Here is a 12,804-nt window from a genome sequence, read left to right as displayed (position 1 = left end):
TCATGTCGATTCCTTTATTGGTTTCGGCCTTTTCTCATAGATGTGAAACGTCTTCTTCGTTTGCAATGGTCTTTTCTCAGCCGCCTGCCGAATCCCGCGTTCGTTCCTCGAGCTTGACGTCTAATCGTTCGACCTTCTTGCCAACGCTCTCAGATCATCTTCGACGGAGAGCATCCGTTCGCTGAGGCCACCGATCAGAAAAACCATGATCGTACCGATGAGGCCCCTCATGGTAAGAAAAGGCACCCAGGACCAACCTCGCTTGTTTTCCGCCATGCCATCCCCTTCCTAATCTGTCGAATTACAGTGCTGGTGTCTTTCTTTTCTAACCGTCCGGGTAGCGTTAATTTCATCCGATACTACGTGTGAATCTCCCGGTTAATTGTTATAGTAGCCTTAACACATTCTATTCTCGAGTTCTGTAGCCGGAAAAGGAGATCGCTCCATGCAACCGTACCGAGTTGCTATTTTGGGCTGCCGAGGCCGGGGCACGGCCGCGGGCCGCGCGTACCATCAGCATCCCCGCACCGAGGTTGTGGCACTGTGCGACCTCGTGCCCGAGCGGCTGGCGACCCTCGGCGACGAACTGGGGGTTGCGGCTCGTTACGACGATCTCGACCGCATGATCGAGGCCGAGGCGCCGGACATTGTCGCCATTCCCACGGGCACCGAGTTCCACTATCCCCTGGCTATGCGCGTGCTGGAGCACGGCGTCCACATCGACATCGAAAAACCGATCTGCACGACCCTGGCCGAGGCCGACGCGGTGTTGGCCAAGGCCGCGGAAAAAGGGGTGCAGGTGGCCGTACATCACCAGGGGCGCAGCGGCGGCGCGCTTCAAGCGGTCAAAGCGGCGATTGCCGAGGGCCGGATCGGCGACTTGCGCTATGTCCAGGGCAGCGGCAAGGGCTACTACGGCGGCTACGGCCTGATGAATATCGCCACGCACTCGCTCAATGCGATGCTTGGTGTGGCTGGACCCGTTCGGAGCGTGCAAGCCGTGGTCTTGACCGATGGCCGTCCGATCACGCCCGAGGACGTGGTGCCGTCGCCGAGTGGCATGGGCTATATCGCCGGTGAGCATGTGACCGCGGCCCTTGCCTTCGAACACGGGATTTCGGGTGTCCTCTTGCAGCACCGCTTCCCCGTGATGGATTCAACAGCCTATATGATCGAGATCTACGGCACCGAGGGCCGGCTCTACTGGAAAAGCGACGCTCCGTGGTTTCTGTCCACGCCGCACTATGCCCCCGGCCAGACTGAGTGGCAGCCTCTCGCCCCCATCGTACCGGAGCACTACGATCCGGCGGGACCGGCTTCCGTGGAGGATTATCAGTTCGCCGATGAGTACGTGAAGGCGCTCGACGAGGGCCGTGCTCACGAGTGCTCGGGTGACGCCGGCCGCCACGTGCTGGAGATATTGATGGGTATTTTCGAGTCGGGCGCGCGCGGTCGGCGCGTGGATCTGCCACAAGCGGAACGCAATCACCCGCTCCTGCGCTGGCGCGAGGAGCACGGTCTGGACCCGCCCGGCCCGATGCCGCGCCCCTATGCGGAATGGCTCGCCGCGGAAGACAGCCGTTTGGGCCTGAATGCGAGCTAGCCGCCGGGCATTTCCGACAAATCCACCTCGTCCGCAGGCTCAACTTACCGGGATGTCGATAGTCCCATCCGTTGACTCGGACACCGAACGGCCCCAACAGGCCCCTGCCTCGTTCTTACCCGGCAAACCTGCCCACCTCCATGATCCGCTCCATATTGCCACCGAGGATCGCCTCCATCTCGCACTCGTCCAGAAACGGGCAGTAGCGCCTCACATAGTCCAGGCTCTGGCGATAGGTCCAGTGCAGCAGCACGATGGGGATGTCCGTTCCCCACAGGATGCGGTCGGCGCCGAAGCGTTCGACCATCTCTTCCAGGACGGGCCGCATCTGGGGCATGGGGTAGTCCCAGCGCGACTGCAGGAACACGGCGAAGAGGATCTGGATGTGAAAGCGGGGGTGGTCCGATGGCGCCGCGGCGTACACTTCATCGGGGACGTTGATCCGGTCGCCTTCGGCAAACATCCGCCAGGGGAATCCGTGCGTCACGATCACGTCGACGTCGGGGAACCGGTCCATCCATGCACGCAACGAACGTAACTCTTCCATGTATGCGGAAGGCGACCCGACCGCACCGAGGGTGAAAAACACCGGTATTTCCAACCTGGCCACCGCTGTCCAGAACGGGTCGAAATCGGGCCCGGTCCATTCAGCGGAGAGGTCGTAAAGCGGCCGGTGGAATGGCGCGAACTGAAGGCCCGATAGACCGTGAACACCGATTGCCCGTTCCAGTTTCGCAATGGCTTCGCCGGTCCTGTCGGGTATCCACCACTCGGGTATCTGGGCCAGTCCCTGGATCCGCTCGGGGTGGCGGCGGCAGCATTCCGCGATGTAATCGTCGTCGAGCCCCATGTAGGGCGTGCGGTGCAGGAGGGCCCGGTCGACGCCGGCGTAGTCCATCTCCGCTACCAGATACTCCGAAGAGAAGGAGAAGTCCTCCGTCCACGGCGGCAGGGCCTGCTTGACGTAATCTTCGCCGTCTAGTGTCCATTCGGCCAGTCCGTGTTTTCCGGTGCGGAAGTCTGCTTCCCGCAGGCCTTCGAAGCGCCAGGGCCAATCGGGGTCGTAGAGCCCCGAAGCGTCGGCAAGCGCGCGGTCGCCACGCCGCCAGACGGGCTGCTGCCGGGCCTGGGCCATGAACAGTTGCAGGTGGCGATGGAATTCGGCCCGATCGTCGAAACCACCGATTTCGTCCGGAGCAGGAAAACAATAGGCGTGTCCGTCGTAGATCATTAAATGCCTCGAAAGTTCACCGGGAACGGAGCTTCGAATCCCTGGAAAACGCATAATGAACAGGTATGCTTGCGGGACCGCAACTTCATTCCTGCTTGTTAGCGCTGAATGGGCTTGACGGAAAAACCCCACGATGTTAAGGATGGTGAGAGATCGACCAGGGCAGATAGGATGTGAAAGGATCCGGAATATGACCAACCACCCCACGGACGCCGAACGCTTCCTCTTCGACACGAACGGTTACCTGGTGCTGGAGGATTTCCTACCACCAGCACTGGTGGATTCGCTCAACGCCGCGCTGGAACGGACGATAGTGCGGCGCCGCGACCCCGGGTTCCATCGTACTCACGAACCAGCCTTCGCCGACAAACTGGATTCGGCCAACACGCGGGTCATGCACCTGCTGGCCGAAGACCCGCTCTTTCTGGACATGCTCGACTACGATCCGATGATGGAATACATCCACGGTCTGTTCAACGAGATGCCCCATCTGCACTCGACCGACGCCATCTACGAGATCGAACCCGAAGAGCATCACGGAAAGGGCTGGCATACGGACGGGATACAGGACGGGTTTCGCGACTTCCGGCCGCATATACCGCTATTGCAGTTCAAGGTGGGGTATTACCTGAGTGACATGACTGAACCCGGCCAGGCCAACCTGACCCTGGTACCGGGCAGCCACAAGTCCCTTGTCGAACCGGATTCGAAGAACGGCATGCCCGGCGCCGTACAGGTCTGCGGGCGGCCCGGCACGGCCGTGCTCTTCCACAACGGGGTGTGGCACTCGGCCGGTCCGTTCACGCGCCGCGGCGGCAAGCGGGTGATCCTCTACTACGGCTACGAACACCCCTGGATGCTGGCGTGCGCGGAGCAGTGGCGTTACGACAGGGGTTTCCTGAACAGCCTCACACCCCGGCACCGGCGCTTCTTCCACGGTTTCGTATTCGATCCGCCGGAGTACCGCTGGGGTTGAACCGACGCGTTTCGCAATGGAGTCGGACCATGAGGTTTCTTGTCGTTCCTGTCTTACTCTCGATCATCATCCTTCCGTCATGCGGCAGGGAAAGCCCCACGGGACCGCCGCCGGCGGCCAGCATCAGCATATCGCCCTCCGAGGCCGAGTTGGACGCCCTTGGCGCGACCGTGCAGTTCACCGCGTCGGTCCGGGACGGGAACGATCGGGTGATCGCGGACGCTGCCGTGACGTGGACCAGCGGAAACACCGAAGTAGCCAGCGTGACGGACGAGGGCCTGGCCACGGCCCGGAAGAACGGTTCCGCGGTCGTTACGGCCGTTTCAGGTCAATTCCATGCGAACGCCGCCGTCACGGTATCGCAGGCCGTCGCTCGTATCGAGGTCGCGCCCGCGAGCGTGACGCTGACGAAGACGGACGGGGCGCTGCGGGTTGACGCCGCAGCCAAAGACAGGAACGGCAACCCGGTGCCAAACGCGCGGCTCTTCTGGACAAGCAGCGATCCCTTCGTCGTCTCGGTGAACGCCCTGGGAGACCTCGAGGCGCGGTCTAACGGAAACGCCCGGATCACCGTGTATTCCGGGGAAATATCGACAAGCGTGGAAGTCACGGTCTCGGGCTTCGGACCAGACGCGCTGGACCGCGCCGCCCTGGTGGCGTTGTTCAACGGCACCGGCGGACCGGGATGGACGCTCGCCGAGAACTGGTCGAGCGACGCGCCCCTGGCCGACTGGCACGGGGTGACAACCGACACCGAAGGAAGGGTGATCGAACTGTTGCTCGACCGGAACGGCCTGGAGGGCGTATTTCCCGTGGAACTGGTCCGGCTGGAAAGGCTCCAATCTCTTTCACTCCTGGGCAATCGGTTGACCGGAAGCATTCCCCCTGGAATCGGACGACTCGCCAGTCTGGAGGTGCTGGAGATTTCCTATAACCGGTTTTCGGGAAGCATTCCCCCCGAAATCGGACGACTCTTCAGGCTCAGGGAACTCGGCGCCAGGGGCAATAACTTCTCGCACGGGCCGTTGCCCAGGGCCATGGCCAATCTCGGCAATCTCGAAAGACTGAGGCTTGACAGAACTTTCCTGTGCGCGCCGCTGGACGCGGCTTTCCAGGCATGGCTCGGCGCGATTGACGACGTGGAAGTGGACAACTGCGAGGACATGGAGCGGAGCGCGCTGATCGCGTTGTACAACGCGGCGGACGGGGGAAGCTGGACCGAACGGAACAACTGGCTCACCGCCGCGCCCGTGAACGCCTGGCACGGCGTCGCCACCAATGACCTGGGCCAGGTAACGGGTCTGGACCTGGAAGACAACAATCTGAGTGGAACGCTGCCGTCCCGGCTGGGCGATCTCCGGTCTATGGGCGTATTGGACCTGTCGAACAACCCCGGGCTGAAGGGACCGCTGCCTGCGTCGCTGGTTGATCTCGGCCTGACGGTCCTCAATTTGGGCGGAACGAGGCTTTGCGCGCCGCAGGACCCCGCTTACCAGGCCTGGCTGGCCACAGTCGGGGACGTACGGGTGGGCGGCTGTCCCGCCGCCGTCTCCCCCGACCGGGTGGCGTTGACTGCGCTATACGGCGAAACGGGCGGCGCGTACTGGAAGGAGGCCGCCAACTGGCTCAGCGAAGCCCCGTTGCGAGACTGGCACGGCGTCGAGACCGACGCCGGAGGGCATGTAACCTCCATCGACCTGGGGTACAATAACCTTAAGGGGCGACTGCCTCCGGAACTGGCGCTGATGGACCGTCTGGAAACGTTGCGTCTGATCGGAAACGGCCTGACGGGGCACATTCCGCCCGAACTCGCGCGCCTCGACCGGCTCGCTACGTTGGATCTCTCTGTGAACCTGCTGACGGGCCCTATTCCACCCGAACTGGGACAACTGGCCGCCCTCTCCATCCTCGATCTCTCCGCCAATGGATTGACTGGTACCGTTCCACCCGAACTGGGACGACTCGACCGACTCACCGTCCTCGATCTCAGGCTCAACCGGTTACACGGAACCCTTCCACAGGATTTGGGAAACCTCCTCAGTCTCGGACGAATGGAGCTTTCATCCAACCGGTTTACGGGTCCTGTTCCCCCGGAACTGGCACGACTGGCAGACCTCACCGTCCTCAACTTTGCCGTCAATGGACTGACTGGGTCCGTTCCACCTGAATTGGGGCGCCTCCGAAACCTCGTCGCACTCGAGCTCGGCAGAAACGAGTTGACGGGCTCCGTTCCGCCGGGTCTGGGACAACTGGCGGACCTCGAGGAACTGGATCTCTCCTACAATGCGTTGACGGGCCTCGTTCCACCCGAACTGGGAAGACTGGCAAACCTCGAGGAACTGAACCTCTCCACCAACGGGCTTACTGGCCCCGTTCCACCGGAACTGGGAAGGCTGGCCAATCTCGTCACGCTAAGCCTGGCGTCGAATCGGATGAGCGGGTCGGTCCCGTCCGAGTTGGGAGCACTCGGAGAGCTGAGGACGCTGAGTCTTTCCCACAATGCCGCACTTTCGGGGCCGTTGCCGCGCACCTTTCTCGACCTCGACCTGGCATCTTTGCTGCTGGCCGGCACGCGACTATGCGCGTCCCGGGACGTCGAGACCCAGACGTGGTTGCGGAATATAGACGAAAGGCGCGTTTCCGACTGTGGCGACCCCGTCGCGCGCGTTGCGTCGGCGTATCTCACGCAGGCGGTGCAGTCCCTCGAAAACCGGGTGCCGCTGGTTGCCGGCAAGCCCGCGCTCCTCCGCGTCTTCGTAACGAACGGCGGCATGGCCGACGCAAAACGGCCGCCGGTACGCGCTACGTTCTACCGGAACAATCTTCCGGTGTACACGGCCGAGATACCGGGCGGAGACTACAGCCTGCCGGACCGTCCTGAGGAGGGTGACCTCGCGGCGTCATCCAACGCCCATATTCCGGCCTATGTGGTTCGGCCGGGCCTGGAAATGGTGATAGAAATCGATTCCGTTTCGGTCGTCGATCGCCGCCTGCCGCCTGCCGGTCGGCTGGCCCTGGAGGTGTCGGAGGTGCCGCCCCTCGACCTCACCCTGGTCCCGTTTCTGTGGACGTGGAATCCTGACCGGACGCTCGCGGATTACGCCGCGGGCCTGTCGCCGGATGACGAACTGTTCAGGATGACCCGGGAAACGTTGCCGGTAGGTGATTTCCATCTGAATGTCCGCGAACCCGTGTGGACTTCGGTGGCCTCCGAGGCGAAGAACACCATATCGATCCTGATCGAGGTCTTTGTGGTTCGCATCCTGGACGGCGCCCGGGGACACTATATGGCTATCCTCCCTGCCAGCGAACGCGTGGGCGTCGCCGTCATCCCCGGTAAAATCGGTGTGTCGGCACTGGACGGATATACCATAGCCCATGAACTCGGACACAACATGAACTTGAGGCACGCACCGTGCGGCGGTCCGGCCGGCCTGGACCCCGACTACCCTTACGCCGACGGGACTACCGGCGCATGGGGCTACGACGTCCTGTCGGGATCGCTGGTGTCGCCGCGGAACCACGACCTGATGAGTTACTGCCCTCCCGGATGGATCAGCGATTTCCACTTCGTCAAGGCGCTGATCTACCGGAGGTCCTCGGAAAGACCCGTTCCGGCGGCGCGCGCCGCTTCCGCGACCAACCTGCTGCTATGGGGCGAAGTGAATGACCTGGGGGAAACCGTTCTCCATCCTGCTTTCGCGGTCGACGCCCCGCCCGTCCTGCCGGAGACCGGCGGTCCATATCGCCTCACCGGTGAAGACGGAGCGGGGAACACGCTGTTCGCGCTGTCCTTCGGCGCGACGGAAATCGCGGACGGGGCCGGAAGCGTTTTCGCCTTTGTGCTTCCCGTCCAGGCGGACTGGCTCGATCGATTGCATCGTATCGCGCTATCCGGTCCGGACGATTTGACGACGATGGATCGTAACGGAGGGCCGGCCGCCGGAGGGCCGGCCGCCGCGATCATGTTGGACCGGACGACTGGAGCGGTCCGCGGTATCCTCCGGGACTGGCCCGACCAGGGCGGCTCACCCGCGTTCGCCCGGCGCGTGCCGCCGGACGGAGATTTCGAAATCCGGGTCAGCCGCGGCATCCCGGATTGGAATCCCCGGTAGCGAAGGTCGCCTGCCGAAGCCCCGGCGGCCGGTTCAAAAAACTGTTTTTGGAACGGCGCAATGGTTATAATGATCAGGTATAGCCCGGATCGGTCGTGTCGTCCAGATCGGGGATGTCGTCGAGACCGGTCCCTTTGTACACCCGGATCGACCCGGACCGACCCGGATTCCAGCCCGGTTCCATGAATCTCGTTCTTGCCCTGGCGCTGACCGCCGTCTGCCTTGGCGGTGAGACCTTCTTCCACGCACCACGGGCCTATCTGGGAGAGCGGGCTTTCTCGCTGCACCTTTCCGATGGGCGGGTGGCGAACGGCCACACCCTTTTGCTGCAGTGCATCCCTGACGGTCCCGGCGAGGAAGCCGGGCGCGTGGCCGATCATCCGGAAGAGCGGGCCGACCTACCGGTGGTTCGGATCGAGCGCGCTGGCCCGGCCGGACGCGTGGCCGATCTGACCGTTTCGACGGGTGCCCGGATCCATCGCCTGTACTCTCATCCGACCGCGCCCGAAGGAGTATTGTTCGCCCTGATCGGCATTCCCTATCGTGCGGCGCCGGGACCCGACACGGTGCACGTGGAGTGGACCGAAAGCGACCGGATATTCGATAGGGAACTGCCCTTCACCATCGTCGCCGGCCCTTACCGGTCGGAGCAGATCCGCGGCGTGCCGCAGAGCCGGGTTACGCCTTCGGTCACGGACTTCCGGCGCATCGCGCGGGAACAGAAGATCATCGCCGCTGCGTACGAGGCGGTACGGGATACGGTGATGATGGAAGACACGTTCCGTTACCCCGTGGAGAAGAAGACCATCACCAGCCCGTACGGGACTCGAAGGGTGTTCAACGGACAGCTTCGCAGCTATCACGGCGGCCTCGACCTGCGTGCCTACGAGGGCACGCCCCTGTACGCCGCCCAGTCCGGCGTGGTCAAACTGGCGCAGAACCTGTTCTATTCGGGCAACCATGTCCTGATCGAACACGGCATGGGCATCCACACCGGGTATTCGCACATGAGCCGGCTGTATGTGAAGACAGGGGACGAAGTGTCCCGGGGACAACTGCTGGGACTGTCGGGGGCCACTGGCCGGGTGACCGCCGCACACCTGCACTGGACGGTGAGCGTAAACGGAGTGGGGGTCAGTCCGCTTCAGTTCACCGAGATCCTGGCCATGCTGTACCGGAAGCCCGTCGAGGTACGTAATCCGAATGACGGCTGAACGGGGTAGTCATGCGATCGAAGATCTGCCTGTTGCTCCCTGCGTCTTTGCTGATGATGGCCGTCGCCCTGGCGTCGGACGCACTGTCCGGCCCAAAAGGGTCGCCTGACCAGCCTGTGTCGCCTGGCCGGCCTGGTTCCCACGACCAACCTGATCCCGCAGGCCTGGTCAATTCCGTCGGCGTGACGCTCCCTCCGGACGCCGCGCCGCCCTCTCGGCAGATTCTGCGGACCTTCGAGCTGAACAACCGGTACATGGACCGGGCTACGTCCTCCTACCAGAAGTCCTTCGGGTTCGCCCTGACGAACGAACCCCTTACCCGGGTCGATCGCAATTTCAACCTGGTGCCTGCCGCGGCCACCCGCTGGGAGGTGACCGAGGACGGCCGCACCTGGATCTTCCATCTCCGGAAGGATATGGTTTTCGGCGACGGAAAGCCCGTAACCGCCTACGATTACGCGGACACGTTCCGGCGATGGGCGGACCCGGACGTCGGCTTCGATTTCGAATGGTATTACCGGCCCATCAGGAACTGGGGCGCGGTCGTCGCGCGGAAGATGCCGCTGGACTCGCTGGGCGTCGAGGCGCTGGATTCGCACACCATCGCCTTCACGACCACGCGGCCCGCGCCATTCGCGCCGCATCTGCTCAACTACAGCTGGGTGACACCCACCCACCAATTCGAGAAGTACGGCGCGGCCTGGTCCACCAAACCCGAAACCCACATCGGGTACGGCCCCTACCGGCTCAAGGAGTGGACAATCAATGACCGCATCGTCCTCGAACCGAATCCCCTCTACCCCGGACCCAGCACGCCCTATCTGGAGCGGATCATCGCCCGGTTGTACAATGCCGCGGCACAGCCGCCCTTTCTCGCCTCCTACGAGGCGGGCGAAGTCGACTACGTCCTGCTGAACAACCCAGCGGAGATCAACCGGGTCCGGTCCGACCCGGTGCTGCGAAACCACCTCAACACCTATACCAATTTCACCACGTACTATCTTTTCATGGATACCCGCGTTCCCCCCTTCGAAGACCTTCGCGTCCGCCAGGCGATCAGCCACGCCATCGACCAGCCGGCCATCATGAAGTCGGCTCTGAAGGATATCGCGGTTCCCGCCGTATCGATGATGCCGGAGGGTTTCCCCGCCGCCCACCCCACATTACTGGCTGACATTCAGCGATTCGACCCGGAAAGGGCCCGCAACCTGCTCGCGGAAGCGGGTTATCCAGACGGCAAGGGGTTCCCGGTGATGGCCATGTGGCTGCGCGGCGAGACCTACCTGAGAAAAGTGGCTGCCGAGGCCATACAGGCCATGTTGAAGCAGAACCTGAATATCGAGGTCGAGGTGCTGAACGTGGAACGGAAGGTCTACACGGAAGCACTGAACGCCAAGGAGATCCCCTTTTCCATGCTCGCCTACGGTTGGGACTACCTGGACCCCAGCAACCTGCTCAACCTGTGGTTGTCCCGCGGCCGCCATCCTTGGCGCAACGACCGGTTCGAGGAACTCGTCGAACGGGCCAACCACCTGGTGGACGATCCTGGCCGCCGGGCGCAACTCTATCATGAAGCAGAAGAAATCCTGGTCCGCGACGTGGGCGGCGTGTTCCTCTGGCACGACCTGGTCAATGAGATGTGGCGGCCCTATGTCCGCGGCGAAGCCCTGGAACCGAACGAATCGGGCTACAGGGCCTGGCGTGGAAACCAGATGCTGAACCTGATGACGACGATTTATATTACAGAGGAAGTGTCCCGGGAAACGACGTCGCGCATGCCGGCCGGACATTGAAGCTGGCCGACTGTACGTATGACGGGACCTGGCTCACCGCTTCAATCATCAGATCGGTCCGCTGCATGGGCATGCCATCAAACATAAGAACATTGGGTATTCTCGCCTCCGCGGTTGTATTGACAGGCTCGGCGGCACTCCTGTATTTCTCGCTATTGGGCCTCGCCGTCGCCGACCCATCCGGCCAGGATGAACCGGCTCAAGTGAATTCCGTGGGCGTCACGCTCCCCCGGGACGCCGCACCGCCGGAACACCAGCACCTCCGGACCTTCGAACTGAACAACCGGTTCATGGACCGGGCCGTCTCCTCCTACCAGAAGGTCTTCGGTTTCGCCATTACGAACGAGCCGCTGACCCGGGTCGACCGGGACTTCAACCTGCTCCCCGCCGCGGCCACGCACTGGGAGGTGACCGAAGACGGCCTCACGTGGATCTTCCATCTGCAGCAGGACCTGATTTTCGGCGACGGGAGGCCCGTGACGGCCTACGACTACGAGTCTTCGTTCCATCGCTGGGCCGATCCGAAGACCGGCTTCGATTTCGAATGGTACTACCGTCCCATCAAAAACTGGGGAGAAGTCGTGGCCGGCCGCATGCCGCTGGACTCGCTGGGCGTCGAAGCGCTGAACGAGCACACCATCGCCTTCACCACGACCCAGCCGACGCCCTACGCGCCGGAGCTTTTGAATTACAGCTGGGTGACCCCCACCCACCTGTTCGAGAAATACGGCCCGGCCTGGTCGACCCGCGCCGAGACCCACATGGGCAGCGGTCCCTTCCGGCTCAAGGAATGGACGATCAACGACCGCATCGTCCTCGAGCCGAGTCCCACGTACCGGGGTCCCAACAAGCCCTTCCTGGAACGCATCACCGCGCAACTCTTCAATGCCGCCGCCCAACCGCCCTACCTCGCAGCCTACGAAGCCGGCGAAGTCGACTACATCGTGCTGAGCAACCAGGCCGAAATCAACCGCGTCAAATCCAATCCCGCCTTGGAGGACCACCTGAACACCTACGTGGATTTCCAGACCTACTATCTACTGATGGATTCCTACAACCCGCCCTTCAACGACCGGCGGGTGCGCCGGGCTTTCAGCCACGCCGTCGACCAGGCTTCGCTCATGAGTTCGGCCCTGCGGGACATCGCGTTGCCGGCCGCCGCCATGTCGCCGCCGGGGTTTCCCGCGGCCAACTCAGAAGCGCTGGCTTCCATCCAGGCCTACGATCCGGAAATGGCGCGTAACCTCCTGGCGCAGGCGGGTTATCCCAATGGCAAAGGATTCCCGGCCGTGAACATATGGCTGCGTGGAGAAACCTTCGTGAACAGCACGGCCGCCGAGGCGGTCCAGGCCATGCTGAGGCAAAATCTGAATATCGAGGTCGGGGTACGGAACGTGGAAAGGAAGGTGTTTACGGAAACGATGAACGCCAAGGAACTCACCCTGGCGCTCATCCCCTACCGCTATGACTACGTCGATGCCAGCAACCTGCTCACGCTGTGGCTGTCGAACGGCAGACACCCCTGGTACAACGAGCGGTTCGAAGATCTGGTGCTCCGGGCGAATGTGCTGGTAGGAGATCCGGATCGGCGCAACGCATTATACCGGGAAGCCGAGGAAATCCTGGTCCGCGAAGTGGGCGGCGTGTTCCTCTGGCACACCCTGATCAATGAAATGTGGCGGCCTTACGTGCGCGGCGCGGCGCTGGAGACCAACAAGTGGGGGTACAGGGCGTGGCGGGGCAACCAGATGCTGAACCTGATGCCGACCTTGTATATATCGGAAGAACTCCTGGATACGGCCCAGAAGAAGGAAACCACCGGCTTCTGGGACTGGCTGACCACCCGGTAGATCCTCGCCGAGTTCCAGGTCC

Annotated in this window: 7 protein-coding genes; 6 read left to right on the top strand and 1 reads right to left on the bottom strand. The window is 62.7% G+C overall.

Annotated elements, in window-relative coordinates; translation table 11 throughout:
- The first annotated feature begins 445 nt into the window (after window positions 1–445).
- Window positions 446–1,603: a Gfo/Idh/MocA family oxidoreductase gene (locus tag F4Y38_09635; GenBank protein MXY49536.1), complete on the top strand. Its 1,158-nt coding sequence runs from the start codon at window positions 446–448 to the stop codon at window positions 1,601–1,603.
- 115 nt (window positions 1,604–1,718) lie between these two features.
- Here F4Y38_09635 and F4Y38_09630 read toward each other — a convergent pair whose 3' ends face one another.
- On the bottom strand, window positions 1,719–2,888 hold the full coding sequence (locus F4Y38_09630; protein ID MXY49535.1) for an amidohydrolase: 1,170 nt from the start codon (window positions 2,886–2,888) through the stop codon (window positions 1,719–1,721).
- A 79-nt stretch (window positions 2,889–2,967) separates the two neighbouring features.
- On the opposite strand from F4Y38_09630, the gene F4Y38_09625 reads away from it, so the two are divergent.
- The 5 genes from F4Y38_09625 to F4Y38_09605 all read left to right on the top strand — a co-directional run bounded on the left by F4Y38_09625 (window position 2,968) and on the right by F4Y38_09605 (window position 12,782).
- Complete coding sequence (locus tag F4Y38_09625) at window positions 2,968–3,810, top strand: phytanoyl-CoA dioxygenase family protein (protein MXY49534.1); 843 nt, start codon at window positions 2,968–2,970, stop codon at window positions 3,808–3,810.
- Window positions 3,811–3,839: 29 nt separating this feature from the next.
- Entirely contained in the window at window positions 3,840–7,925 is a 4,086-nt protein-coding gene (locus F4Y38_09620; GenBank protein ID MXY49533.1) for a hypothetical protein, read from the top strand.
- A gap of 95 nt (window positions 7,926–8,020) precedes the next feature.
- Window positions 8,021–9,139 (top strand): M23 family metallopeptidase, encoded by a 1,119-nt coding sequence (locus F4Y38_09615; protein MXY49532.1) that lies wholly within the window; start codon window positions 8,021–8,023, stop codon window positions 9,137–9,139.
- An 11-nt stretch (window positions 9,140–9,150) separates the two neighbouring features.
- A complete protein-coding gene (locus F4Y38_09610; protein MXY49531.1) occupies window positions 9,151–10,932 on the top strand; it encodes a peptide ABC transporter substrate-binding protein in 1,782 nt (593 codons plus the stop codon).
- 65 nt (window positions 10,933–10,997) lie between these two features.
- Window positions 10,998–12,782 (top strand): peptide ABC transporter substrate-binding protein, encoded by a 1,785-nt coding sequence (locus F4Y38_09605; GenBank protein ID MXY49530.1) that lies wholly within the window; start codon window positions 10,998–11,000, stop codon window positions 12,780–12,782.
- Window positions 12,783–12,804: the final 22 nt, after the last annotated feature.

The sequence above is a fragment of the Gemmatimonadota bacterium genome, from assembly GCA_009838645.1.
Classification (GTDB): domain Bacteria; phylum JAAXHH01; class JAAXHH01; order JAAXHH01; family JAAXHH01; genus JAAXHH01.
Note: the sequence above shows the minus strand (reverse complement) of the source record. Positions and strands in the feature narration are given on the sequence as shown.

Bases quoted from the DNA above. Each gene is read 5' to 3' on its own strand.
- F4Y38_09635 (MXY49536.1), top strand. From the start codon at position 446: ATGCAACCGTACCGAGTTGCTATTTTGGGCTGCCGAGGCCGGGGCACG.
- F4Y38_09630 (MXY49535.1), bottom strand. From the start codon at position 2,888: ATGCGTTTTCCAGGGATTCGAAGCTCCGTTCCCGGTGAACTTTCGAGG.
- F4Y38_09625 (MXY49534.1), top strand. From the start codon at position 2,968: ATGTTAAGGATGGTGAGAGATCGACCAGGGCAGATAGGATGTGAAAGG.
- F4Y38_09620 (MXY49533.1), top strand. From the start codon at position 3,840: ATGAGGTTTCTTGTCGTTCCTGTCTTACTCTCGATCATCATCCTTCCG.
- F4Y38_09610 (MXY49531.1), top strand. From the start codon at position 9,151: ATGCGATCGAAGATCTGCCTGTTGCTCCCTGCGTCTTTGCTGATGATG.
- F4Y38_09605 (MXY49530.1), top strand. From the start codon at position 10,998: ATGGGCATGCCATCAAACATAAGAACATTGGGTATTCTCGCCTCCGCG.